The sequence below is a fragment of the Eikenella sp. HMSC061C02 genome (assembly GCF_001809035.1).
Classification (GTDB): Bacteria; Pseudomonadota; Gammaproteobacteria; order Burkholderiales; family Neisseriaceae; genus Eikenella; species Eikenella corrodens.
The window spans coordinates 1-23,518 of the sequence record NZ_KV795556.1 but is presented as its reverse complement, the minus strand read 5'-3'; the positions used below and the strand labels follow the sequence as shown (position 1 = coordinate 23,518).

General features: G+C 55.5%; 25 protein-coding genes. 18 read left to right on the top strand and 7 right to left on the bottom strand.

Features of this window, described 5'->3' with window-relative positions; translation table 11 throughout:
- The 17 genes from nuoH to HMPREF2541_RS06525 all read left to right on the top strand — a co-directional run bounded on the left by nuoH (position 1) and on the right by HMPREF2541_RS06525 (position 16,268).
- The gene (gene nuoH, locus HMPREF2541_RS06605) at positions 1–1,071 is read left to right on the top strand and encodes an NADH-quinone oxidoreductase subunit NuoH (protein ID WP_070542528.1); all 1,071 of its coding nucleotides are present in this window, start codon (positions 1–3) and stop codon (positions 1,069–1,071) included.
- 75 nt (positions 1,072–1,146) lie between these two features.
- Positions 1,147–1,542: a GFA family protein gene (locus HMPREF2541_RS06600; RefSeq protein ID WP_070542463.1), complete on the top strand. Its 396-nt coding sequence runs from the start codon at positions 1,147–1,149 to the stop codon at positions 1,540–1,542.
- 54 nt (positions 1,543–1,596) lie between these two features.
- Positions 1,597–2,076: an NADH-quinone oxidoreductase subunit NuoI gene (nuoI, locus tag HMPREF2541_RS06595; protein WP_003822940.1), complete on the top strand. Its 480-nt coding sequence runs from the start codon at positions 1,597–1,599 to the stop codon at positions 2,074–2,076.
- A gap of 76 nt (positions 2,077–2,152) precedes the next feature.
- Complete coding sequence (locus tag HMPREF2541_RS06590) at positions 2,153–2,734, top strand: hypothetical protein (protein ID WP_070542461.1); 582 nt, start codon at positions 2,153–2,155, stop codon at positions 2,732–2,734.
- A gap of 90 nt (positions 2,735–2,824) precedes the next feature.
- Positions 2,825–3,502 carry an NADH-quinone oxidoreductase subunit J gene (locus HMPREF2541_RS06585; protein WP_070542459.1) on the top strand — a complete coding sequence of 226 codons (678 nt, stop codon included), beginning with the start codon at positions 2,825–2,827 and terminating at the stop codon, positions 3,500–3,502.
- Entirely contained in the window at positions 3,499–3,804 is a 306-nt protein-coding gene (gene nuoK / locus HMPREF2541_RS06580; protein WP_003773732.1) for an NADH-quinone oxidoreductase subunit NuoK, read from the top strand. Before HMPREF2541_RS06585 ends, nuoK begins: the two co-directional genes overlap by 4 nt.
- 117 nt (positions 3,805–3,921) lie before the next feature.
- Complete coding sequence (nuoL, locus tag HMPREF2541_RS06575; protein ID WP_070542458.1) at positions 3,922–5,931, top strand: NADH-quinone oxidoreductase subunit L; 2,010 nt, start codon at positions 3,922–3,924, stop codon at positions 5,929–5,931.
- A 51-nt stretch (positions 5,932–5,982) separates the two neighbouring features.
- Positions 5,983–6,303 (top strand): cupin domain-containing protein, encoded by a 321-nt coding sequence (locus HMPREF2541_RS06570; RefSeq protein ID WP_070542456.1) that lies wholly within the window; start codon positions 5,983–5,985, stop codon positions 6,301–6,303.
- A gap of 75 nt (positions 6,304–6,378) precedes the next feature.
- Positions 6,379–7,881 carry an NADH-quinone oxidoreductase subunit M gene (locus HMPREF2541_RS06565; RefSeq protein ID WP_070542454.1) on the top strand — a complete coding sequence of 501 codons (1,503 nt, stop codon included), beginning with the start codon at positions 6,379–6,381 and terminating at the stop codon, positions 7,879–7,881.
- 9 nt (positions 7,882–7,890) lie between these two features.
- Positions 7,891–9,336, top strand: coding sequence for an NADH-quinone oxidoreductase subunit NuoN (gene nuoN, locus HMPREF2541_RS06560; protein ID WP_064084693.1), 1,446 nt, complete (start codon positions 7,891–7,893; stop codon positions 9,334–9,336).
- Positions 9,337–9,360: 24 nt separating this feature from the next.
- Positions 9,361–9,660, top strand: a complete 300-nt coding sequence (locus tag HMPREF2541_RS06555; protein ID WP_003822929.1) for a DUF2818 family protein — start codon at positions 9,361–9,363, stop codon at positions 9,658–9,660.
- A gap of 192 nt (positions 9,661–9,852) precedes the next feature.
- Positions 9,853–11,178, top strand: coding sequence for a tRNA (N6-isopentenyl adenosine(37)-C2)-methylthiotransferase MiaB (gene miaB, locus HMPREF2541_RS06550; protein WP_070542452.1), 1,326 nt, complete (start codon positions 9,853–9,855; stop codon positions 11,176–11,178).
- A 38-nt stretch (positions 11,179–11,216) separates the two neighbouring features.
- Positions 11,217–11,699 carry a hypothetical protein gene (locus HMPREF2541_RS06545; RefSeq protein WP_070542450.1) on the top strand — a complete coding sequence of 161 codons (483 nt, stop codon included), beginning with the start codon at positions 11,217–11,219 and terminating at the stop codon, positions 11,697–11,699.
- A 112-nt stretch (positions 11,700–11,811) separates the two neighbouring features.
- Positions 11,812–13,302 carry a subtype B tannase gene (locus tag HMPREF2541_RS06540; protein WP_070542448.1) on the top strand — a complete coding sequence of 497 codons (1,491 nt, stop codon included), beginning with the start codon at positions 11,812–11,814 and terminating at the stop codon, positions 13,300–13,302.
- A 19-nt stretch (positions 13,303–13,321) separates the two neighbouring features.
- Entirely contained in the window at positions 13,322–13,909 is a 588-nt protein-coding gene (locus tag HMPREF2541_RS06535) for a hypothetical protein (protein WP_141744210.1), read from the top strand.
- Between the two features lie 121 nt (positions 13,910–14,030).
- Positions 14,031–15,368, top strand: a complete 1,338-nt coding sequence (locus tag HMPREF2541_RS06530) for an NCS2 family permease (protein ID WP_064086136.1) — start codon at positions 14,031–14,033, stop codon at positions 15,366–15,368.
- 315 nt (positions 15,369–15,683) lie between these two features.
- Positions 15,684–16,268: a phosphatase PAP2 family protein gene (locus tag HMPREF2541_RS06525; protein WP_049258308.1), complete on the top strand. Its 585-nt coding sequence runs from the start codon at positions 15,684–15,686 to the stop codon at positions 16,266–16,268.
- A gap of 171 nt (positions 16,269–16,439) precedes the next feature.
- Here the strand turns inward: HMPREF2541_RS06525 and HMPREF2541_RS06520 are convergent, their stop codons facing one another.
- The 7 genes from HMPREF2541_RS06520 to hfq all read right to left on the bottom strand — a co-directional run bounded on the left by HMPREF2541_RS06520 (position 16,440) and on the right by hfq (position 22,465).
- Positions 16,440–16,805 (bottom strand): hypothetical protein, encoded by a 366-nt coding sequence (locus HMPREF2541_RS06520; protein ID WP_049258309.1) that lies wholly within the window; start codon positions 16,803–16,805, stop codon positions 16,440–16,442.
- A gap of 164 nt (positions 16,806–16,969) precedes the next feature.
- Complete coding sequence (locus HMPREF2541_RS06515) at positions 16,970–17,482, bottom strand: hypothetical protein (RefSeq protein ID WP_064086137.1); 513 nt, start codon at positions 17,480–17,482, stop codon at positions 16,970–16,972.
- A 95-nt stretch (positions 17,483–17,577) separates the two neighbouring features.
- On the bottom strand, positions 17,578–18,987 hold the full coding sequence (locus HMPREF2541_RS06510; RefSeq protein WP_070542446.1) for a leucyl aminopeptidase: 1,410 nt from the start codon (positions 18,985–18,987) through the stop codon (positions 17,578–17,580).
- Positions 18,988–19,138: 151 nt separating this feature from the next.
- Entirely contained in the window at positions 19,139–20,857 is a 1,719-nt protein-coding gene (gene argS / locus HMPREF2541_RS06505; RefSeq protein ID WP_070542445.1) for an arginine--tRNA ligase, read from the bottom strand.
- Positions 20,858–20,899: 42 nt separating this feature from the next.
- Positions 20,900–21,295: a fluoride efflux transporter FluC gene (locus tag HMPREF2541_RS06500; protein WP_049258313.1), complete on the bottom strand. Its 396-nt coding sequence runs from the start codon at positions 21,293–21,295 to the stop codon at positions 20,900–20,902.
- A gap of 104 nt (positions 21,296–21,399) precedes the next feature.
- The gene (locus HMPREF2541_RS06495; RefSeq protein WP_167745311.1) at positions 21,400–22,101 is read right to left on the bottom strand and encodes a 5'-methylthioadenosine/adenosylhomocysteine nucleosidase; all 702 of its coding nucleotides are present in this window, start codon (positions 22,099–22,101) and stop codon (positions 21,400–21,402) included.
- Between the two features lie 103 nt (positions 22,102–22,204).
- Complete coding sequence (gene hfq, locus HMPREF2541_RS06490; RefSeq protein WP_070542443.1) at positions 22,205–22,465, bottom strand: RNA chaperone Hfq; 261 nt, start codon at positions 22,463–22,465, stop codon at positions 22,205–22,207.
- Between the two features lie 294 nt (positions 22,466–22,759).
- Here hfq and radC point away from each other — a divergent pair, with 294 nt between their 5' ends.
- A complete protein-coding gene (radC, locus tag HMPREF2541_RS06485) occupies positions 22,760–23,461 on the top strand; it encodes a RadC family protein (protein WP_064086140.1) in 702 nt (233 codons plus the stop codon).
- Positions 23,462–23,518 lie beyond the last annotated feature (57 nt).

Genomic DNA, 23,518 nt, shown 5'->3' with positions numbered 1-23,518 from the left:
ATGCAGGAATGGTTTCAAGCCCTGTTTGCCGGCTGGTTCGGCGTGGCGGGCAACGATATCGGCATCTTGGTGTCGATTGTCGTCAAAATCGTGATTATCCTTGTGCCGCTGATTCTGACCGTGGCCTACCTGACCTACTTCGAGCGTAAGGTCATCGGCTTCATGCAGCTGCGCGTCGGCCCGAACGTGACCGGCCCGTGGGGCTTGATTCAGCCGTTTGCCGACGTGTTGAAACTGCTGTTTAAAGAAGTTACCCGCCCCAGCTCGTCCAATAAAGCCTTGTTCTACATCGGCCCCATGCTCTCGCTTGCGCCTTCGTTTGCCGCGTGGGCGGTAGTGCCGTTTTCCGACCAATGGCTCTTAACCAAAGTCGATGCCGGGCTGCTGTATATCTTAATGATTACCTCGCTTTCCGTGTACGGCGTGATTATTGCCGGCTGGGCGTCCAACTCCAAATATGCCTTCCTCGGCGCGATGCGCTCCTCCGCGCAAACCATTTCCTACGAAATCGCCATGAGCGCGGCTTTGGTGTGCGTGATCATGGTTTCAGGTAGCCTGAACTTTAACGACATCGTGGCCGCGCAAAGCACCGGTATCGCGGGCGGCTCGATTTTCTCGTGGAACTGGTTCACCCTGTTCCCCGTGTTCCTCGTCTACCTGATTTCCGCCGTGGCCGAAACCAACCGCGCCCCGTTCGACGTGGCCGAGGGCGAATCCGAAATCGTGGCCGGTTTCCACGTTGAATACTCCGGCTTTGCCTTTGCGCTGTTTTTCCTGGCCGAATACATCTTCATGATCCTAATCGGTGCGCTCACCTCCATCATGTTCCTCGGCGGCTGGCTCTCGCCCTTCCCTCAAAGCTGGGGCATCGTCGGTACGCCCAGCCCGATTTGGATGTTTGCCAAAATGGCCTTCGTGCTCTACGGCTATCTGTGGATTCGCGCCACTTTCCCGCGCTACCGCTACGACCAAATCATGCGTTTGGGCTGGAAAGTGCTGATTCCCATCGGCTTTGTCGCCATCGTTTTCTACGGCTTATGGATGGCTTCGCCGTGGAGCTTGTGGAAATAGGGCAGGGAGGCCGTCTGAAAGTTTTCAGATAGCCTGTAACCCAAATTTTTAACCGTTTCAAACCGAGAGAAACCGATGAAAGCTCAATGCCTGTGTGGCGCGGTATCACTGGAAACCGCCGAAAACCGCGAACTCCACGCCTGCCATTGCGGAAAATGCCGCGTATGGGGCGGCGGCGCATCTTTTACTTTGGCCGCCCGGTCGCCAGAAATCACAGGCAGCGAGCACATTGCGCATTATCAGTCGTCCGAATGGGCGCAACGCTGTTTTTGCAAACACTGCGGCACACACCTGTTTGTGAAAGTTGGCAACGATTACTACCTCAACGCCGGGCTGTTTGCCGACAACGCGGGCTTTGAAACCACCTCGCAAATCTTTATCGATTGCAAAGCTCCGTATTACGACTTGGCCAACGATACCCCGAAGCTGACCGAAGCCGAGTTTTTAGAAATGGTGGGCGCGGCAGGTTAAAAAACCGCTTTCAGACGGCCTGTAAACAGAATAATCCGAAAAGAGCATCCGAAAATGGCTAATTTAGTAAAAACCTTCCTGCTGGGCGAATTGGTGAAAGGCATGGGCGTAACGCTCAAAAACTTCTTCGCCCGCAAAGACACGATTTACTTCCCCGAAGAAAAAACGCCGCAATCCGTGCGTTTCCGCGGCCTGCATGCCCAACGTCGCTATCCGAACGGCGAAGAACGCTGTATTGCCTGCAAACTGTGCGAGGCCGTCTGCCCCGCCATGGCAATCAATATTGAAAGCGAAGAACGCGAAGACGGTACCCGCCGCACCACCCGCTACGACATCGATTTAACCAAGTGCATCTTCTGCGGCTTCTGCGAAGAAGCCTGCCCGACCGATGCGATTGTGGAAACCCACATCTTCGAATACCACGGCGAGAAAAAAGGCGATTTGCACTTTACCAAACCGATGCTTTTGGCCATCGGCGACCAATACGAAGCCGAAATCGCCAAACGCAAAGCGGCCGATGCGCCGTACCGTTAAAGAACGGAACGCCAGCAGAGTTTTCAGGTAGCCTGAAGCCCAATATTCCGGCTGCCGTGATTGAAGGAAATACAGAATGGATAAGCAACAAGCCTTTGCCGATATGGTTTTTCAGAAAATCGCCGCCGCATTGGCCGGGCTGCCTGAAGAGATTCGGGATGATGTATATGCCTTATCGTTCTGGGTGAGGGGCGGCTATGAGTGGCTGCCCGGCCTTTCGGTCAGTTACAACACTTGCGGGCAGTTTGAAGACAAGAAGGGTGAGACGCTTAATCAGGATGACGAAGCCAAGTGGAATTATGCCTATTGGCTGCAAGACGAAGCCGAATTGTTGGGCGTAGACGCATATAGAAACAACCAAGAACTCCAAGCATGGCTGGCAAACGCGCCCTTTGCCTACACTGAAAAACAATACGAAGCCATGTTTGACGGTGGCGATGAAGACGAAAGCAGTGGAACAGACGAGAAATCGGGTGAGTTTTACCAGGCCTTTGTCGAAACCCAAATCGCCGTGGTGCAACGCCTGTTTGCCGAGGGCGTGATCGCCGGAACGTTCGGCAAAAATATTCCCGTACTGGTACACGAATTGGAGTATTACGATGCCCCTTGTCGTGGACGGAACGCGCCAACCCCGAAGGCCTGGCAGATGAATGCTTAAACTATTGGCGCAAGCAATAAACCGCGTCCGGCCAAGCCGGAACGCAAAGCAAAACCGATTGAAATATCCCGAAACGGAAAGTGCAAAAATATGAACTTTCAACTTATCCTGTTTTACCTGTTGGCCGCCATCATCCTGTTTGGCGCGCTGAAAACCGTAACCGTGAAAAACCCGGTGCATGCCGCGCTGTATCTGGTGCTCACTTTCTGTATGAGCGCGATGATGTGGATGCTGATGCAGGCCGAATTCCTCGGCATCACGCTGGTGGTGGTGTATGTGGGCGCGGTGATGGTGCTGTTCCTGTTCGTGGTGATGATGCTCAACATCGATGTAGAGGAAATGCGCAAAGGCTTCTGGCGCAATGCGCCGGTGGCCGCCGTGGTCGGTGTGTTGATGGCCGTGGCGCTGATTATGATTTTGGTTGCGCCGGATACCGATTTGGCCGCCTTTGGCCAAATGAACGACGTGCCGGCCGACCACAGTAACGTGCGTGAGCTGGGCACGCAGATTTACACCACCTACCTGCTGCCTTTCGAGCTGGCGGCCGTGCTGCTGGTGCTGGGTATGGTGGCCGCCATCGCGCTGGTACACCGCAAAACCTTCAAGCCGAAATACATCAATCCGGCCGATCAGGTTAAAGTGGATGCCAATAAAGGCCGCCTGCGCATGGTGAAGATGGAAGCCGTGGTGCAGAGGCTGTCTGAAAGCGAAGAAAACAACGGCGAAGCCGCCGAATCCGACGCCGCCGAAGGGGAGGGCAAAGCATGATTACGATTACGCATTATCTGGTGCTGTCCGCCCTGTTGTTCGGCATCAGCGCGATGGGCATTTTCATGAACCGCAAAAACGTGCTGATTTTGCTGATGTCGATCGAATTGATGCTGTTGGCGGTAAACTTTAACTTTATCGCCTTCTCGCGCTACCTCGGCGACAGCGCGGGGCAGATTTTCGTCTTCTTCGTGCTCACCGTGGCCGCAGCCGAATCCGCCATCGGCCTGGCGATTATGGTTTTGGTATACCGCAACCGCAACACGATCAACGTAACGGATTTGGACAGCCTCAAAGGCTAGGGCTACCTGAAAATAGGCCGTCTGAAAGTTTCAGGTAGCCTCAAAAGGAAGCCGGAGAGGCTACCTGAAAACGAGCCGCACAAAATTGAAAGATTTATCCGTAAGGATGGCAACAACATGACTGACATGACTTTATACCTCATCATCGCCCTCACGCCCTTGGCGGGCTGTTTGCTGGCCGGGCTGTTCGGCAACACCATCGGTCGCCGGGGCGCGCACACGGTTACCATACTCGGCGTGGCCGTATCCGCCGTGCTGTCGGCCTATGTGCTGTGCGGGTTTATCGACGGCAGCCGTGCCAAGTTCGATGAAAACGTCTATACCTGGCTGACCATGAACGGGCTGGATTTCTCGGTCGGCTTCCTGGTGGACAGCCTTACCGCGCTGATGATGGTGGTGGTTACTTCCGTGTCGCTCATGGTGCACATCTACACCATCGGCTATATGGCGGACGAAGAAGTCGGCTACCAACGTTTCTTCAGCTATATCTCATTGTTTACCTTCAGTATGTTGATGCTGATTATGTCGAACAACTTCATCCAGCTCTTCTTCGGCTGGGAAGCGGTCGGCTTGGTGTCCTATCTGTTAATCGGCTTCTATTTCAAACGCGACAGCGCGATTTTCGCCAACCTGAAAGCCTTTTTGGTCAACCGCGTGGGCGACTTCGGTTTCGTACTCGGCATCGGCTTGGTGCTGGCCTATTTCGGTGGCAGCCTGCGCTATGCCGACGTGTTCGCCTACCTGCCCAACGTGGTCGGTAGCACTTTGTTCGGCTGGGATTTGATCACCATCACCTGCCTGTTACTGTTTGTCGGCGCGATGGGTAAATCCGCCCAATTCCCGCTGCATGTGTGGCTGCCCGATTCCATGGAAGGCCCGACCCCGATTTCCGCGCTGATTCACGCCGCCACGATGGTAACCGCCGGCCTGTTTATGGTGTCGCGCATGTCGCCGATGTACGAACTCTCCACCACCGCGCTGAGCGTGATTATGGTGATTGGCGCGATTACCGCGCTGTTTATGGGCTTCCTCGGCACGATTCAAAACGACATCAAACGCGTGGTGGCGTATTCCACCTTGTCGCAGCTCGGTTATATGACCGTGGCCTTGGGCGTGTCCGCCTATTCCGTGGCCATGTTCCATGTGATGACCCATGCCTTCTTCAAAGCCCTGCTGTTCTTGGCGGCGGGCAGCGTGATTATCGGCATGCACCACGACCAAGACATGCGCAACATGGGCGGCCTGCGCAAATACATGCCGATTACCTGGTTCACCATGCTGCTGGGCAACCTCGCCCTTATCGGCACGCCGCTGTTCTCCGGTTTCTATTCCAAAGATTCGATTATCGAAGCAGTTCACGCCAGCAACCTGCCCGGCAGCGGTTTCGCCTATTTCGCCGTGCTGGCCAGCGTGTTCGTTACCGCGTTCTACGCCTTCCGCCAATACTTTATCGTCTTCCACGGCAAAGAACGCTGGCGCGAGGCCAAACATGACCATCACGACGACCACGGCCACCATCACGGCCTGAAACCGTCCGACAACCCGCACGAAAGCCCATGGGTGGTTACTCTGCCGCTGATTTTGCTGGCGATTCCGTCCGTGATTATCGGCTACATCTCCATCGAGCCGATGCTGTACGGCGATTTCTTCAAAGACGTGATTTATGTCAATCACGAGCTGCATCCGGTGATGCACATCATGAAGGAAGAATTCCACGGCGCAATGGCTATGGTGTCGCACAGCCTGCATACGCCCGTGCTGTATCTGGCCATCGGCGGCGTGCTGGCCGCATGGTTCCTGTATGTGAAAGCGCCACAGTTGCCCGCCAAAATTGCACAGACCTTCCGCCCGGTGTATGTGCTGTTTGAAAACAAATACTACCTCGACAACATCTACTTTGCCGTGTTTGCCAAAGGCACGCGTGCATTGGGTACCTTCTTCTGGAAAGCCATCGATACCGCAATCATCGACAACGGCTTGGTAAACGGCGCGGCCAAACTGGTTGGCGCGGTGGCAGGGCAGGTGCGCCGCCTGCAAACCGGCTTCATCTACACCTACGCCGCCGCCATGGTTTCCGGCGTGTTGGTGCTGATTGTGGTGTTCTTCTGGCAGCTTTGGTTCAGATAAAGGCTACCTGAAAACTAAAAGGCCGTCTGAAAACACTATACAGAGGAAAAAATGAGCGCAACCGACATCATCCGCGCCGCCGAGTTCACCGCCGAGAGAGCATGGGGCGCGCGCAGCATCGCCAATCTAAACGGCACCACCGTACGCCTGCATTGGACGGACCGGCCCTACAAATGGCATGTGAACGACGGCGAGGAAGTGTTTGCCGTGATGGACGGCGAAGTGGACATGCATTACCGCGAAAACGGTGAAGAGCGCATAGCACGGCTGCAAAGCGGCGACATCTTCTACGCTGGCATCGGCGCGGAGCACGTCGCCCACCCGCGCGGCGAAGCGCGGATTTTGGTGATTGAGAAAGAGGGCAGCGTTTAGGCTGTTTGAGGCCGTCTGAAAAGCGGCAAACGCAGAAAAACGACGATTTATTTATTCAAACCACAGGTTACAACTATGTTTTCTAACCATCTTCTCAGCTTGGCAATCTGGCTGCCGATAGCCGCCGGATTATTGGTGCTGGCTACCGGCTGCGACCGCCGTGCCCTCTTGGCGCGGATACTGGCTTTTGTCGGTGCGCTGGCCGGTTTTCTGGTTACGTTGCCGCTGTTTACCCAGTTCGACCGCTTGAGCGGCGGCTTCCAGTTTGCCGAGTTTTATGCGTGGATTCCCGCGCTCAACATCAACTACGCATTGGGCGTGGACGGCATTTCCGTGCTGTTTGTCATTCTCAACGCCTTCATCACGTTGATGGTGGTGCTTGCGGGCTGGGAAGTGATTCAGAAAAAGGTGGCGCAATACATGGCGGCCTTCCTGATTATGTCCGGCCTGATCAACGGCGCGTTTGCCGCCCGCGATGCCATGCTGTTCTATATCTTCTTTGAAGGCATGCTGATTCCGCTGTATCTGATTATCGGCGTGTGGGGCGGGCCGCGCCGCGTGTATGCCTCGGTAAAACTCTTCCTCTACACGCTGATGGGCTCGCTGCTGATGCTGGTGGCCTTGGTGTATTTGTCGCTGCAAACCGGCGGCAGCTTCGCGATTGAAGATTTCCAAAACATCAAACAAATTCCGCTGTTTACCCAACAGATTCTGTTTGCCGCCTTCTTCCTGTCGTTTGCGGTGAAAGTGCCGATGTTCCCGGTGCACACTTGGTTGCCCGACGCGCACGTGGAAGCGCCCACCGGCGGTTCGATGGTGCTGGCGGCGATTACGCTGAAACTCGGCGCATACGGCTTTTTGCGCTTCATTCTGCCCATCCTGCCTGATGCGTCGCGCTATTTCGCCCCCGCCATCATCGTGCTCAGCCTGATTGCGGTGATCTATATCGGCATGGTGGCTTTGGCACAAACCGATATGAAAAAACTGGTGGCCTATTCCTCGATCAGCCACATGGGTTTCGTTACCCTGGGTATGTTCCTGTTTACCAATCAGGTGCAGTTGCAGCCGTGGGCGTTGAAAGGCGCGATTATGCAGATGATTTCGCACGGTTTTGTTTCCGCCGCCATGTTCTTCTGCATCGGCGTGATGTACGACCGCCTGCACAGCCGCAACATTGCCGACTACGGCGGCGTGGTTACCGTGATGCCGAAATTTGCCGCCTTCATGATGCTGTTTGCCATGGCCAACGCCGGCCTGCCCGCCACTTCCGGCTTCGTGGGCGAATTTATGGTGATTATGGGCGCGGTGAACTACAACCTGTTTGTGGGTGCGCTGGCGGCACTGACGCTGATTTTGGGCGCAGCCTACACGTTGTGGATGTACAAACGCGTGATTTTCGGCGCGGTAACCAACCCGCATGTGGCCGAAATGAAAGACATCAACCGGCGCGAATTCGCCATTCTGGCTATCCTCGCCGCCACCGTTTTGGGCATGGGCCTGTGGCCGGAGCCGTTTATCGCCGTGGTGCATCAGGCGGCCAACGATTTGATCGCGCATGTGGCGCAAAGCAAGATTTGAGGTGTGTGAATGAACTGGACTGATTTGAACTTAATCCCCGCCATGCCCGAAATCGTGCTGCTCACGGCATTGTGCGCGGTGCTGCTGGTGGATTTGTGGCTGCCGGACGAAAAGCGCGGTATTACTGCCGGCCTGGCCATATTGGGCGTGCTGGCCGCTGCGGTTTTTCAGGTAGCCTTATGGCCGGGAGAGCCGGTGGAAACCTTCAATGCGATGTTTGTGTTGGACGGCATGTCGTATGTGGCCAAGCTCGCGGTTTATGCCGTGGTGCTGGTGTTGTTCGTGGTGTCGAGAGGCTACCTGAAAGCGCGCCAAATTTATAAAGGCGAATTCTATTCGCTCACTATGTTTGCGCTGCTGGGCATGTGCGTGATGGTGAGCGCCAACCATTTCCTCACCCTGTATATCGGTTTGGAACTCTTATCGTTGTCGCTGTATGCACTGATTGCGCTGCGTCGTGAGGATACCCGCGCCAGTGAGGCGGCATTGAAGTATTTTGTGCTCGGTGCGTTGGCTTCCGGCCTGCTGCTGTATGGCATCTCCATGATTTATGGTGCAACCGGATCGCTGCTCTTGCCGGAAGTGCTGATGGCAGGGTTGGGGCAGTCGGCCAATCCGTGGTTACTGAAGCTGGGCTTGGTGTTTGTGGTGGTGGCGGTGGCGTTCAAGCTGGGCGCCGTGCCGTTCCATATGTGGGTGCCGGATGTGTATCACGGCTCCAGTACGGCTGTTACCGCGTTGGTGGGCACAGCGCCGAAAATCGCAGCTGCAGTATTTGCCTTCCGCATTTTGGTTACCGGCCTGGGTGCGCTGCACACCGATTGGGTACCGATGCTGAATATGTTGGCGCTGGCTTCGCTCTTGGTGGGCAACCTGGCTGCCGTGATGCAGACTAATATCAAACGTATGCTGGCCTATTCCACGGTATCGCATATGGGCTTTGTGCTGCTGGCGTTTATGGGCGGCCTTGAAGGCTTCAGTGCTGCGCTATATTACGCGCTCACTTATGCGCTGATGGCGCTCACCGGCTTCGGCGTACTGATGCTGCTCTCGCGCGAAGGGCGCGACTGCGAGGAAATCGCTGATTTGGCAGGCTTGAACCAACGCCATCCTTGGTATGCTTTCCTGATGCTGCTGGTGATGTTCAGCATGGCCGGCATTCCGCCGCTGGCCGGTTTCTATGCCAAATTCAGCGTGTTGAAAGCATTGGTTGGACAAGGTTTTGTGTGGCCGGCAGTGTTTGCGGTGGTGATGTCGCTGATTGGCGCGTTCTACTACCTGCGCGTGGTGAAAGTGATGTATATGGACGAAGCCGTAGAGCCGGCACAAGCCCCGGTTATGTGTGTAGGGGGCAGGGTGCTGCTTTCTGCCTGCGCCTTGGCTTTGCTCCTGTTCGGCCTGATGCCGAGCCTGCTGATGGATTGGTGCATATATGCGCTGGGAAAAACCTTCTAAATCAACACTGGACAGGGCAGAGCGATGACTGCGGCTATGTATCTGCTGTTGCTGGTGGTCTTGGTGTGCGCCAACCTGCCGTTTGTTACGCAGCGCTGGTTTGGCCTTAAAAGGTTACCTGAAAAACGCTTTATCCACCATTTGCCGGAGCTGCTGGCCGGTTTTGCCTTTGTGGCTTTGCTGGCCTATATGCTGGAGGCACAGGCCGGTAGCGTGCACCGCCAGCATTGGCAGTTTTATGTGGCGGTGGTGTGCCTTTATTTAGTGTTTGCCTTTCCCGGCTTCGTACTGCGCTATTTTTGGCACGGCCGTAACCGCGAATAGAGCTGCCGGCTTCATGCAATAAGGCTACCTGAAAGAAATCCCTCGCTTTGGCAGGGTTTCAGGTAGCCTTAAATCATGCCACATCATTTTGTTTTAATTCCGTCTTTTCATCCTGAGGCACACTGCGTATAATGCCGCCTCCGCAAACCATCAGCCCCGCAATTACGGGACACCTGAAAGAAGAAACAAACCATGAAAAAAGTCTATATCCGCACCTTCGGCTGCCAAATGAATGAATACGACAGCGACAAAATGCTTGCTGTCCTCGCCGAAGAACACGGCGGCATCGAGCAGGTTGCCGAGCCGGACAACGCCGACATCATCCTCTTCAACACCTGCTCCGTGCGCGAAAAAGCGCAGGAAAAAGTGTTTTCCGACTTGGGCCGCATCAAACCCATCAAACAGAAAAATCCCAATGTGATCATCGGTGTGGCAGGCTGCGTCGCCTCGCAGGAGGGCGCAGCAATTATCGAGCGCGCGCCTTATGTGGACGTGGTATTCGGTCCGCAAACCCTACACCGCCTGCCCAAAATGATTGTGGATAAAGAAACCACCGGCCATTCGCAGGTGGATATTTCCTTCCCCGAAATCGAAAAATTCGACCACTTGCCGCCGGCCCGCGTGGACGGTGGCAGCGCGTTTATCTCCATCATGGAAGGCTGCTCCAAATATTGCAGCTTCTGCGTGGTGCCCTATACGCGCGGCGAAGAATTCTCCCGCCCGCTGGGCGACGTGCTCACCGAAATCGCCGGCCTGGCGCAGCAAGGCGTGAAGGAAATCAATTTGTTGGGGCAGAACGTGAACGCCTATCGCGGCGAAATGGACAACGGCGAAATCTGCGACTTTGCCACCCTGCTGCGCATCGTCCACGAAATTCCCGGCATCGAACGCCTGCGCTTCACCACCAGCCACCCGCGCGAATTTTCCGATGCCATCATCGAATGCTACCGCGACCTGCCCAAGCTGGTGTCGCACCTGCACTTGCCGATTCAGAGCGGCTCCGACCGCGTATTGAGTGCGATGAAGCGTGGCTACACCGCTTTGGAATATAAATCCATCATTCGCAAACTGCGCGCCATCCGCCCCGATTTGTGCCTGAGCAGCGACTTCATCGTCGGCTTCCCCGGCGAAACCGAGCGCGAGTTCGAGCAAACACTGAAGCTGGTGAAAGACATCGCCTTCGATTTGAGCTTCGTCTTTATTTACAGCCCGCGCCCCGGCACGCCCGCGGCCAACCTGCCTGACGACACGCCGCACGAAGAAAAAGTGCGCCGCCTAGAAGCCCTGAACGAAGTGATTGAAGCGGAAACTGCCCGCATCAACCAAACCATGCTCGGCACGGTACAGCGCTGTTTGGTGGAAGGCGTGTCCAAAAAAGACCCCGACCAGCTCCAAGCCCGCACCGCCAACAACCGTGTGGTGAACTTTACCGGCGATGTGTCGCTCATCAATCAAATGGTAGAGATCGAAATCACCGAAGCTTTTACCTTCTCGTTACGCGGCGAGCTGGTGGAGTAAACAACAGGCTACCTGAAAATTTACCAGGAAGGATAAGCATGAAGAAAATAGCGATAACCGCGCTATTGGGTTTGTTGCTTGCCCCTGCCTATGCCGAAAATCAGCAGGGTTTCGACCGGGATGAAATCTATCAGCAGGTTCAGCTAACGAGCGAATATATTGAAAACGAGCTGAGCAATATCGTGCTGGCGAATTTGGCCGTGATGTCGCCCGAACAAGAGCGGCGGCTGAATATGAGTAAACAGGCAGAAAATGCGTTTAATCAAAGGGCTCGGCGCCAGCTCATGCAAACCTGGCCTGCCTATATGAATCGCTGTTATGCCGGCAATGCGGCTAGATTGTGTGCCTATCGCGATATGTATTTCCATCAGATAGTTGAATTTGTTATGAAACAATCTGGCGATCGGCAGAGGGTTGTGCTGCTCAATGCGCAAACCCACGCCTGGATACGGCAGAACCCCCGATTGTCGGAGCAGGCGGCGGCTGAAATAACTGCGATAATCCGTGAGGCTAGTTTGTAAATCAGTGCGCTTCGGTATTTGCTTGCCACTGATTTGAGGTACATATTTTCAGGTAGCCTGTTAGCGTTTTAGGCGTACAATCACGCTTTTCGAGCATGTAGAAAGGGATGACATGATGAAATTCAAACCCGCCCTGTTGGCCGGTATCTTGGTGTTGGCTTGTGGCAGCGGTGCGGCAAAAACTATCGAAGTCAGCCAAGGGTACGGCCTCGATTTCCGCACTCAAACCTACACCCGCCAAAGCACCGTAGTAAACGGCAAAACCGTGGCCTATCGTGCTTATGAAAATATCGTGTATGTGGCTAATCCGGTCGACAGTGCTTATCAAACCATCAATATCTACATCCCCGAAGCCTATTTCAACGGTGGCAGCATCAACGGCTACACCGCGCAAACCGCGCCCATCTTCCTGCCCAACCAAATCGGCGGCTATATGCCGGCCAAAGCTGGTGTGCCAGGGAAGGGTGGTTTCGGCCCAAGCAAAGAAGGGCAGGTTGACGCCATGCAGGTTGCTTTGGCTAGAGGCTATGTGGTGGCCTCGCCCGGCACGCGCGGCCGCACCGCCGCCACCGGTAAAGCGCCTGCCGCGATTGTCGATTTGAAAGCAGCCGTGCGTTACCTGCGTTTCAACGATGCGGTGATGGCCGGTGATGCCGAAAAAATTATCTCTAACGGCACCAGCGCGGGCGGTGCCCTATCTGTGTTGCTCGGTGCCAGCGGTAATCAGGCCGACTACGAGCCCTATCTGCAACAGCTTGGTGCCGCTCCGGCTAAAGACCATATTTTCGCCGTTTCCGCCTATTGCCCGATTTCTATTTTAGATCATGCCGATGCTGCCTATGAATGGCAGTTTAACGGCGTGAATGACTACCAAAAAATGGATATTTCCATGATCGATTACCATGTTGAACGCAAATTGGTAAACGGTACGCTCACCAACGAGCAAATCCAAATTTCAGGTAGCCTTAAAGCCCAATTCCCAGCCTATGTGAACAGCCTGCGCCTGCGTGATCCGCAAGGCCGGGCACTGCGGTTAGACGCCCAGGGCAACGGCAGCTTCAAAAACTATGTTGCCTCCTTCCTGCGCCGCTCGGCCCAAAGCCAGCTGGATGCAGGCAAAGACTTGAGCAGCCGCAACTGGCTCACTATCCGCAACGGCAAAGTGAGTGCCGTGGACTTTTCCGCCTATGCCCGTGCCGCCGGCCGCCAGAAAACCCCGCCCGCTTTCGATGCGTTGGATTTGAGCAGCGGCGAAAACCAACTGTTTGGCACCGCCACCACCGACAAGCAGCACTTCACCGCCTTCTCCTACCAACACCGTGCCAATGCACAAGCCACCTTGGCCGACCCGCAGACGGTGAAGCTGATGAACCCGATGCACTACATTAGCCGCCACACCACACCACAGCATTGGCGTATCCGCGTTGGCACGGCCGATAGCGATACCTCGCTGGCCATAGCCGCCATCCTCACTGCCAAGCTGCAAAACAGCGGCAAACGGGTGGATTTCGCCCTGCCGTGGGATGTACCGCACAGCGGCGATTACGACTTAGATGAACTGTTTGATTGGATGGATAAAACCGTACGCCAGCCGCGCGGTTAACTACTGGGCTATCTGAAAAATGTTCGGCAGACGTTTTCAGGTAGCCTTTATAACTCGTCAAACACAAAGCAAAAGAGACGGAGGCTACCTGAAAGTGATGAAGCAGATGATGGCGGCGGCATTATTGCTATGCTTGCTTGCGCCGGCTTATGCGAAGGATACCGAACGGCTTGATCAGTTGGTGTTTGCCCGGCAGGCACGGATGGCCACCCAATATTTGGGTGATCAAGCATCCAGCCTGGTAGTGGATCATGTTCTTGCCATGACGCCGGAGAAGCAGAGAGAGTTCGACCGGCTGCTTGCGGACAAACAGCAGGCGACCCGCTGGGAGAGCGAAATTCGCGGGCGGGTAATGCGGCAGTTTGTTGGCTATATTGTGCAATGCTATGCGGAAAACCAAGCAGATTTATGCGCTTATCGCGATATTGCCGGACGGATCCTCATGCGACAAACGCTGGAGCAGTCAAACGACAAACAGCCGATTATGCCGCTACACGAGCAAACACAATCTTGGATAACCGGCCACCCCCGGCAGGCTGCCGAAGCAGAACAGATTGCCGAATGGATGGCGCGGTTAGCCTTGCTTCCCGGCAGCAAAGATCGATAGCAGATAGTTTTCAGGTAGCCTTCCGCAGGCAACCCTTGAGGCTACCTGAAAATAAAACCGGAGCTTAATCCTGCAAGAACCCTTTATCTCAACCCTTTTTCCCAACCACACTTGAAACATCATGCAATCCTTTCTAGACCGTTATTTCAAACTTTCCGAAAACCAAACCACCGTCCGCACCGAGCTGATGGCGGGGCTGACCACCTTCCTCACCATGTGCTACATCGTCGTGGTGAATCCGCACACCCTGTCGCAGGCGGGGATGGATTTTGGTGCGGTATTTGTGGCCACTTGCATTTCCGCCGCCATCGGCTGCCTGATTATGGGCGCGCTGGCCAATTATCCGATTGCACTGGCGCCCGGCATGGGGCTGAATGCCTATTTCACCTTCAGCGTGGTTAAAGGCATGGGCGTGCCGTGGCAGGTGGCGCTGGCGGCGGTGTTTGTGTCTGGCATCATCTTTATTTTGTTCAGCTTTTTGAAAGTGCGCGAAATGCTGGTGAATGCGCTGCCGATGAGCCTGAAAATGGCGATTGCCGCCGGCATCGGCCTGTTTTTGGCGCTGATTGCGCTCAAAGGCTCGGGCGTGGTGGTGGGCAATGAGGCCACGCTGGTGCACATGGGCGAATTCCGCTTGCCGGTGGAGGGGCAGCCGGGCGTGTATACGCCGAATTGGCCGATGCTCTTGGCGCTGCTGGGCTTTTTCATCATCGTGGTGCTGGATTATTTCCGCGTGCGCGGCGCCATCATCATCGGCATTTTGGGCGTTACCCTGCTGGCGGTGCCGCTGGAGCTGACCCGCTTCGAGCGCGTGGTATCGGCCATTCCCAGCATGGCGCCCACCTTTATGCAAATGGATTTCAACCATCTGTTTTCAGGTAGCCTGATTGCGGTGATTTTCGTATTTTTCCTGGTAGATTTGTTCGATAGCACCGGCACACTGGTGGGCGTGGCGCACCGTGCCGGCCTGTTGGAAAACGGCAAGCTGCCGCGCTTGAAAAAGGCTCTGTTTGCCGATTCCGTGGCCATCGTGGCTGGGGCGGCGCTGGGCACTTCCTCCACCACGCCTTATGTGGAAAGCGCCTCCGGCGTGGCTGCGGGCGGCCGCACCGGGCTCACTGCCGTTACCGTGGGCGTACTGATGCTCGCCTGCCTGTGGTTTTCACCGCTGGCCGAAGCCGTGCCCGCCTTCGCCACCGCGCCCGCGCTGCTGTATATCGGCATCCACATGATGCGTTCGGCCACGGAAATCGACTGGAACGACATGACTGAAGCCGCACCTGCCTTCCTCACCATGGTGTTTATGCCTTTCTCCTATTCGATTGCCGACGGTATCGCCATGGGCTTCATCAGCTATGCCTTGGTGAAACTGTGTTGTGGCCGATCCCGCGATGTACCGCCCATGGTGTGGGGCGTGGCTGTGCTGTGGGCATTGAAATTCTGGTTCTTGGGCGCATAAGGCACGTTTGAATAGCAGAGAGAAAAAGGCTACCTGAAAGTTTTCAGGTAGCCTTTTGGTATGTGTGGCAGAAATGAGAATATGGTGCGGTTCAATTAGGAGTGGCCCAGATATTTGAAAAACGCAGCAAAATTCTGCGGAATATGGTTTGGCGGCAGCTTGTTGCGTCAGCTGCTATCCATGGCAGTGTAAAGGGGGAATATGGTTATACATGGTTGTCGGGTTAAATAAGCTTAAATATCCCCTAATTCTTTGCTAATTATAGATAAGTATAGTTCGATTTATCTGAATGATTTTAAGAGGGCAGGGCCGAACATGGAGTTTCTGCACGCTATCAACCAAACCTTGTTTTTGTTTATTAATGCCGATCCTGATGACCATCCGAGCGGCATAATGATTGCTTTGCTGATAGCAGAGTATTTAACCGCCATTACGTTGGTTGCGGTGGCGGTTTATTTGGTTTGGAAACATCGGTGTCGGCGCGTTATCTGTTTGAATGTGCTGTGTAGCCTGCTGTTGGGCATGACGGTAACTTATCTGATCCGCAAGGGCTGGCATGTGCCGCGGCCGTTTGATATGCAGCTGGGCACTAATTTTTTGGCGCACAGCGTAACCTCGTCTTTTCCCAGCAAACACATGACTTCGCTGACTGCCCCGCTGATGAGTATGTGCCTGTTTGCCCCAACTCGGCTGGTGGGCGTGGCCGGTTTGATGGTGGCAATGAGCGTGGCGTGGTCGCGGGTGTATCTGGGCGTGCATTGGCCGCTGGATATGGCCGGGGCGCTGCTGGTGGGTTTGCTGGCAGCTTTAACCGTAAAGTATGGCTTACGCCCGTTGTGGATGCGCTGGCTTGAGTCGGCTGATGGTAAGTTTACCATCCAAGATAAAAAGGCTACCTGAAAACGTTGCGCCAAGAGAAATAGGCTACCTGAAAGGTTTAGCTCGATTGGAGCTATGCTTTCAGGTAGCCTTTTTATTGGGCCTTATAGCCAATCCATTTAACTTCTGCGACAGCGTTGGCTCGCCTTGTATTGATTGCCATTTGATTAGCGATGGCCACACTTGTCTGAATCAATCATAACGGCGGCATTTAATATCGGAATCCTCGCAGAAAATTGCGTTTTGTTCAGCCTGGCAGGCACGGCGGACTTGGGCGCGGGCCAGGCCTTCGTTGTGGCTGGTGGCTTCATAGGTTTTGCGGAACGGGGTAACGCTGCACACATAGGCCGGATTGCGACCTGTACGGTGCTCAATGATGACTTCGCGCACATTGCCGTTGCGCGCAGATTGATTGCGCTCCAACACGGCAATGCGTGCTTCCAAATCGGCAATGCGCCGCTCCAGCGTGCTAATGCGCGCGGCATCGTCGGCCGGTGCGGCATAGAGCGCGGTGGGCAGGGCGGAGAGGGCAAGGAGGAGGGGGAGTAGTTTTTTCATGAAAATCCTTGAGTTGAAATGGAAGTTGTATTTCAGGTAGCCTTTTCGGGGGCGGGATGCTACCTGAAAAATGGAAAATAAAACAGGGCAGGTGTGAATGAAAGGGTTGGGGGGGCTAGCATTGGTGGTGAGCCATTGCCCAGCTGGTTGGTTTTGCTCAAGCTTCAGTTCGGCAAACGGCGGCAGATGCTTTGTGCCATTTCTTGACCGGTTTGGTCGTCGATTTGGGTTTGACGCATGGTGCCGGCATCGAGGCTGTCGATGCGCAGGGTGATGGTTTTGGCCTGGCGATCACTATCGAGGATGGTGGCGATGCGGTGCTCTATGTTACGGAGCTCTGGATTGTTGCCGATGGTTTGGCGGGTAGCAGCATCATGCTGCGGGCGGGCACGGTTGCTGTTCCAGACGAGGATCAGGGTATCGTTGGATAGTTGCCAGGTGCCAGTGGCGCTTTGCTGGAAACGGAAGTTAAGGCCTTGGCGGCGGAAGGTATAGTCGCCAATACTGTTGGCGTAGTGGTTGGGGCGGAGGGTGAGGCTGTCGGTAACGGCGGCATAGATGCTGGGGTATTCTGTGGTGCAACGCCATTGGCCGGCAAGTTGGGCTTCGTTGAGAGGCGCTGCATTAGCAGCGCTGATGGTAGCGGTGAGGATAAGGATGGGAGTGAGTTTTTTCATAATGGTTCTGGTGCAGATAAGGTTGGTTTGGTGGGAGTTAGGTTTCAGGTAGCCTGCTTCTTGCCGCAGGCTACCTGAAACTGACGGCTGCCGCCTTACACGCCGGCTAGGTTGCAGAGGTATTGCCATAAGAGCGGCACGGGGCGGCCGGTGGCGCCTTTTTCTTTGCCGGATTTCCAGGCGGTGCCGGCGATGTCGAGGTGCGCCCAGGTTTGCTCTTTGGTGAAGTGGGCGAGGAAGGCGGCGGCAGTGAGGGTGCCGGCGGGGCGGCCGCCGATATTTTGCAGGTCGGCAAAGTTGGATTTGAGCTGCTCGCTGTATTCTTCAAACAGGGGCAGCTGCCAGGCTTTGTCGCCGCTTTGACGGGCGGCTGCGAGCAGGCTGTCGGCCAGTTCCTGATTGTTGGCCACCAGGCCGCTGGCAGCGCTGCCCAGCGCGATGACGCAGGCGCCGGTGAGGGTGGCCACGTCGATAAGGGCGGCGGGCTTGAATTGGGTGGCGTAGGTGAGGGCGTCGCACAGGATTAGGCGGCCTTCGGCATCGGTATTGAGGACTTCGATAGTGGTGCCGTCCATCGCAGTTACGATATCGCCGGGCTTGTTGGCGGCGGCATCGGGCATGTTTTCGCAGGCGGGGGCGACGGCGATGAGGTTGATGGGCAGTTTGGCGCGGGCGGCGGCAATGAAGGTGCCGATTACGCTGGCAGCGCCGCACATATCGAATTTCATTTCGTCCATTTCGGCACCGGGCTTGAGGGAGATGCCGCCGCTGTCGAAGGTTACACCTTTGCCCACCAGCACGACGGGTGCGGCATTTTTATCGGGCGCGCCGAAATAGGAAAGCTCGATGAGGCGCGGCTCTTGGGCACTGCCTTTGGCTACCGACCAAAATGATCCCATGTGCTCGCGGATGTAGTCGGCACCGAGGATTTTGGCAGATGCTCCGGCGGCTTGAGCTTCGGCGCGGGCGGTGTCGGCCAAATAGGCGGGCGTGCAGATGTTGCCGGCGGTATTGCCGAGGTCTTTGCATAAATTGATACCGTGCAGCAGGGCTTGGGCGCGGCCGAGTGCATCTTGGGCGGATTGGTCGGCTGCGGGGGAGTAGAAATCGGCTTGTTGCAAGGCGGCGGGTTTGGCGGTTTTTTTGAAGCGGTCGAAACGGTATACGGCTTCGCCCAGCGCGATAGTGAGTACATTGAGAGCGTCGGCCAATTCGGCAGCGGAGAAGGCGCTTAAGTCGATGGCAAGCACGGGCTGTTTCTGTGCCCAACCGGCGGCATGGCGGAAGGCTTTGGCCAGCGTATCGTGCCCCGTGTTGTCGAGTTTGAGTACGGCGGTGTCGGCAAAGCTGCCGTTGGCTGGCGTGCGGGCGGCGGCGAAGGGTTCGCTTTCGGTGAGCGTGCCGTAGAGCAGGGCGGCGGTTTCATCGGCCGGGGCGGCGGTGCACAAAAACAGGCGGGCAGCTTGGTCGGCGGGCAGGGTGGCGGAGTGGAGATGGAATTGCATGTTGGTCCTTGGGTTGATTAGGGTGGAAAACGGGTGGCATTTTATCGCTTGGCGCGGGGGAAAGGCTACCTGAAAATAAATGGGTGCAAAACAAAAGAGCAGGCTACCTGAAAAATTTCAGGTAGCCTGTTTATGATGCAGCGATAAAGGCTTACATCACTTCTAGCGTGTCGATGCCCAAGAGGCTGAGGCCGGTTTGCAGGGTTTGGCCGGTGAGGGCCGCCAGCTGCAGGCGGGTGTTGCGGACGCTGCCCTCGGCTTTGAGGATGGGGCAGGCTTCGTAGAAGCGGGAGAACAGGCTGGCTACTTGGTAGAGGTAGGCGGCGAGATAGTGCGGGTAGGAACTGTCGGCCACGGTTTGCAGCACGTCTTCAAACTTCAAAAGTTCGGCGGCGAGCTGGCATTCCAAAGGCTCGGTGAATACGGGCTGTTCGGTTCGGTTCCATTCGCCGGCTTTTTTCAACACGCTTTGCACGCGGGTGTAGGCGTATTGCAAATAGGGGGCGGTGTTGCCTTCGAAGGAGAGCATGTTGTCCCAATCGAAGATGTAGTCGCTGGTGCGGTTTTTGCTCAAATCGGCGTATTTGACGGCGCCGATGCCCACGCTGCGGCCGATTTGGGCGGCGGTGGCATCGTCCAGCTCAGGGTTTTTCTCTTTCACCAGGGCGGTGGCGCGCGCTACGGCTTCATCGAGCAGTTCAACCAGCTTCACGGTGTCGCCGCTGCGGGTTTTGAAGGGCTTGCCGTCTTTGCCCATCATGGTGCCGAAGCCGATGAATTCGGCTTTCACGTTTTCAGGTAGCCAGCTGGCTTTACGAGAGGCGGCGAAAAGCTGGGCGAAATGCAGGCTTTGGCGGGTGTCCACTACATAGATGATGTGGTCGGCTTTGAGTTCGCGCACGCGGTAGCGGATGCAGGCCAAATCGGTGGTGGCGTAGAGGAAGCCGCCGCCTTGTTTCTGGATGATGAAGGCGGCAGGGTCGCCTTCTTTGTTTTTGAATTCATCGAGGAAGACTACTTTGGTGCCGCCGTCGTCCACGGCTAAGCCGCTGGCCAAGAGTTCGTCTACCACGGGCTGCAAGTCGGCATTGTAGGAAGACTCGCCGCGCACGTCTTCGGGTTTGAGCAGCACGCCGAGCCGGTTGTATACGTTTTGCGCGTGTTTGAGCGACATGGCCACAAACTGCCGCCACAGGGCGAGCACGGCTTCGTCACCACTTTGCAGTTTCACCACGTATTCGCGCGCGGTGTCGGCAAAGGCCGGGTCTTCGTCGAAACGCACTTTGGCGTTGCGGTAGAACTGCTCTAAGTCTGCCAGTTCAAAATGTTCGTTTTGCGCCTGCTGCTCCACCAAATAGGCCACTAACATGCCGAATTGGGTACCCCAGTCGCCCACGTGGTTTTGCGCGATGACACGGTGCCCGAGGAAGGAGTGGACGCGGTTTAAGCTGTCGCCGATGATACTGGAGCGCAGGTGGCCAACGTGCATTTCTTTAGCCAGATTGGGCGAGGAGTAGTCGATGATGATGGTTTGTGGAGTAGCAGCCTGTACCACGCCGAGTCGGCCGCTTTGCAGGGCGGTGTGTACTTGCTTGGCCAAAAACTGCGGGTTCAGGCGCAGATTGATGAAGCCGGGGCCGGCCACTTCGGCGGAGGCAATCAGCTCGCTGTTGGCCAGCGCTTCGGCTACTTTCTGCGCCAGCTCGCGCGGGTTTTGTTTGCGCTGTTTGGCAGCACCCATCACGCCGTTAATTTGGAAATCGCCGAATTCGGGGTTTTTAGCCGGCTGCAACACTACCGGCGCGCCTTCGATACCGGCAGCGGCAAAGGCTTGTTCGGCTTCGCGGTTGAGGAGATGAGATAAGTTCATGATGTTTTCAGTTTCGGTAGATAAACAATAAAAATCTGTAATTTAGCTTCGGATTAAGCGCTGCACGGCAGCAGCAGCCAGCAGGGTGGCGGTGATGCCGCATATGGTGTGTAGCGACAGAATCAGGCCGGCATGCAGCCAGTCTTTGTGCAGCAGGCGGTCGGACACCTCGCTGGAAAGCGCGGAAAAGGTGGTGAGACTGCCAAGAAAACCCACAGTTAGTGCATTTTGCAGCGGCTGGGTAAGCGGCTTGCCGACTAACAGCAAGCCCAATATTATGCCGGCCAGCAGGCAGCCGAGCAGGTTGGCCAGCCAAGTGCCGAAAGCAAATTGGGCAAATAGAGGGTTGAAACGTAAACCCAGCTGCCAGCGCAACAAGGCGCCGAGAGTGGCGCCGATAGCAATCAGGGCTGGCTGGCTGTAAAGCGACGGGTTCATTTTTCAGGTAGCCTTAGGCTTTCAGGTAGCCTCCAGATAGCAGGCTGTGCGTTAGTTCGGCTTGATTGTATTGCAGTGTAAGGCTGTTTGTCTTTAGGCAGCCTTTAAAGAGCGGCAATCAGCTGCAGTACCATTTGGGCTGAATGCACGGAAGCGGTTTTCAAAAAGGTTTCAAAGCTGGTATCGGCTTCTTCGTCGGCGAGGTCGGAAATGGCGCGGATCACCACAAACGGCACGCCGAAGCGGTGGCAGCTTTGGGCGATGGCGGCAGCTTCCATTTCCACTGCCTGCACATCGATAAAATGACGGCGCACTTCAGCCACGGATTCGTTGCTGTGCACGAATTGATCGCCACTCACGATTAAACCACGGTGCACGGCAGCGTGCTCGAATACGGCGGCAGCTTTTTCGGCAGCGGCGCATAGGGCAGAATCGGACTCGAAGCGTGCAGGCATACGTGGTACATGACCGATGGCATAGCCGAAGGCGGTAACGTCCACATCGTGATGCGCGGTTTGCGTGCCGATTACTACATCGCCCACTTTTAGTTCGCCACCCAAGCCGCCGGCGCTGCCGGTGTTGATGACGAAATCGGGTTGGTGGCGTTGTAACACCAGGGCGGTGCTGAGCGCGGCATTCACTTTGCCGATGCCGCTTAAGGCCAATACGACGTTTTTACCGGCGTATTCACCGCGATAAATTTCGAAATCGGCCACATGCTCATTGCGCAGATTTTGTAGATTTTCTTTGAGCAGCTCGATTTCAGGCGGCATGGCGCCGATGAGTGCAATGGTTTGGGACATGATTGGACTCTTTCAAACCGCCCGCGTAGGCAATGGATGCGGGTGGCGTATGAATAAGCAAAACGCACTGCCTGTAAGCAACAGCCAGTGCGCTGGGGATGCCTGCTTATTGCTCGGCGTCGGTGGCAGGTTTCTGCTCGGCGGGCGGCTGCAGGCTCACGGCGCGTGCCGGAACAATGGTGGAAATCGCGTGTTTGTACACCATTTGTGTTACCGAGGTGTTGCGCAGCAACACCACATATTGGTCAAACGACTCTACCTGTCCTTGTAGTTTGATACCGTTTACCAAATAAATGGATACCGGCACATGTTCTTTGCGCAGTGCGTTTAAAAAAGGATCTTGTAACATTTGTCCTTTAGTTGCCATAGTTTATTTTACTCCGATTATTTTTGTTCAAACTTTTTCAGGTAGCCTTCTCCTGGCGGGATACTTCCCGTACAGGGTGGGTGAAAACTGAAAAAAGATGGTGAATTGTAGCCGTTTGGCGCAGCTTTTTCCAACTTTTTTACGCAAGCTCTCGATGAGTAAAGTTCTTTTTATGAGGCAGGTCAAACCGTGTGTACGGCTGGCTTGCTTTGGCGGGATTATTTATAAGCGTTGTAATTTCGTTGCTCTTGTATAATCGGGTAGTTAACACGATACGTATAAAGGGAAATTAAGATGGGCATTAAACATTGGCCAGAAAACGAGCGGCCGCGCGAGAAACTGTTGCATCGCGGTGCGGGAGCATTAAGCGATGCGGAACTGTTGGCCATCCTGTTGCGGGTAGGCACGCAGGGGATGAGTGCGGTGGATTTGGCGCGTTATCTGTTACAGGAATTTGGCTCACTCAACCGACTGCTTTCCGCACCTGCCGCCGAACTGACGATGCACAAGGGCATGGGCGAGGCGGCGTATTGCCAGTTTGCCGTGGTACGAGAAATCGGGCGGCGCCTGCTGGCCGAGGAAATGCGCGATACACCCGCTTTCAACTCGCCAGACGCAGTGGCCAATTATCTGGTGCTGCAACTGGCGCACGAGCCGGTAGAAGTGAGCGTGGCGATGTTGTTGAGCAGCAGTCATAAGTTGATTGCATTTCAGGAGTTGTCGCGCGGCACGGTGGCGGAAAACACGGTGTATATCCGCGAAGTGGCAAAGCTGGCTCTGCGCTATCATGCCGCTTCGCTGATTATCGCGCACAACCACCCCGGCGGCTCGACTGAGCCTTCAGCAGCAGATTTAGCCTTCACCCGACGATTGCAACAGGCATTGGCGTTATTGGATGTACGGCTATTGGACCACTTTATCGTGGCGGGCAACCGGGCAGTGTCGTTTGCCGCAAACGGGTGGATGTCGGAGTTGGTGGATAATGTGGGTAATTGAGGTAAACATTTCATTTTTAATCTAGGGGCTGTACTAGATTAGCAGATATGTTACCCT

Bases quoted from the DNA above. Each gene is read 5' to 3' on its own strand.
- miaB (WP_070542452.1), top strand. From the start codon at position 9,853: ATGAAAAAAGTCTATATCCGCACCTTCGGCTGCCAAATGAATGAATAC.
- HMPREF2541_RS06540 (WP_070542448.1), top strand. From the start codon at position 11,812: ATGATGAAATTCAAACCCGCCCTGTTGGCCGGTATCTTGGTGTTGGCT.
- HMPREF2541_RS06585 (WP_070542459.1), top strand. From the start codon at position 2,825: ATGAACTTTCAACTTATCCTGTTTTACCTGTTGGCCGCCATCATCCTG.
- argS (WP_070542445.1), bottom strand. From the start codon at position 20,857: ATGAACTTATCTCATCTCCTCAACCGCGAAGCCGAACAAGCCTTTGCC.
- nuoK (WP_003773732.1), top strand. From the start codon at position 3,499: ATGATTACGATTACGCATTATCTGGTGCTGTCCGCCCTGTTGTTCGGC.
- nuoL (WP_070542458.1), top strand. From the start codon at position 3,922: ATGACTGACATGACTTTATACCTCATCATCGCCCTCACGCCCTTGGCG.
- hfq (WP_070542443.1), bottom strand. From the start codon at position 22,465: ATGGCAACTAAAGGACAAATGTTACAAGATCCTTTTTTAAACGCACTG.
- HMPREF2541_RS06530 (WP_064086136.1), top strand. From the start codon at position 14,031: ATGCAATCCTTTCTAGACCGTTATTTCAAACTTTCCGAAAACCAAACC.
- HMPREF2541_RS06525 (WP_049258308.1), top strand. From the start codon at position 15,684: ATGGAGTTTCTGCACGCTATCAACCAAACCTTGTTTTTGTTTATTAAT.
- HMPREF2541_RS06515 (WP_064086137.1), bottom strand. From the start codon at position 17,482: ATGAAAAAACTCACTCCCATCCTTATCCTCACCGCTACCATCAGCGCT.
- nuoN (WP_064084693.1), top strand. From the start codon at position 7,891: ATGAACTGGACTGATTTGAACTTAATCCCCGCCATGCCCGAAATCGTG.
- nuoH (WP_070542528.1), top strand. From the start codon at position 1: ATGCAGGAATGGTTTCAAGCCCTGTTTGCCGGCTGGTTCGGCGTGGCG.
- HMPREF2541_RS06520 (WP_049258309.1), bottom strand. From the start codon at position 16,805: ATGAAAAAACTACTCCCCCTCCTCCTTGCCCTCTCCGCCCTGCCCACC.
- nuoI (WP_003822940.1), top strand. From the start codon at position 1,597: ATGGCTAATTTAGTAAAAACCTTCCTGCTGGGCGAATTGGTGAAAGGC.
- HMPREF2541_RS06545 (WP_070542450.1), top strand. From the start codon at position 11,217: ATGAAGAAAATAGCGATAACCGCGCTATTGGGTTTGTTGCTTGCCCCT.
- HMPREF2541_RS06555 (WP_003822929.1), top strand. From the start codon at position 9,361: ATGACTGCGGCTATGTATCTGCTGTTGCTGGTGGTCTTGGTGTGCGCC.
- HMPREF2541_RS06590 (WP_070542461.1), top strand. From the start codon at position 2,153: ATGGATAAGCAACAAGCCTTTGCCGATATGGTTTTTCAGAAAATCGCC.
- HMPREF2541_RS06535 (WP_141744210.1), top strand. From the start codon at position 13,322: ATGTTCGGCAGACGTTTTCAGGTAGCCTTTATAACTCGTCAAACACAA.
- HMPREF2541_RS06570 (WP_070542456.1), top strand. From the start codon at position 5,983: ATGAGCGCAACCGACATCATCCGCGCCGCCGAGTTCACCGCCGAGAGA.
- radC (WP_064086140.1), top strand. From the start codon at position 22,760: ATGGGCATTAAACATTGGCCAGAAAACGAGCGGCCGCGCGAGAAACTG.
- HMPREF2541_RS06510 (WP_070542446.1), bottom strand. From the start codon at position 18,987: ATGCAATTCCATCTCCACTCCGCCACCCTGCCCGCCGACCAAGCTGCC.
- HMPREF2541_RS06565 (WP_070542454.1), top strand. From the start codon at position 6,379: ATGTTTTCTAACCATCTTCTCAGCTTGGCAATCTGGCTGCCGATAGCC.
- HMPREF2541_RS06500 (WP_049258313.1), bottom strand. From the start codon at position 21,295: ATGAACCCGTCGCTTTACAGCCAGCCAGCCCTGATTGCTATCGGCGCC.
- HMPREF2541_RS06600 (WP_070542463.1), top strand. From the start codon at position 1,147: ATGAAAGCTCAATGCCTGTGTGGCGCGGTATCACTGGAAACCGCCGAA.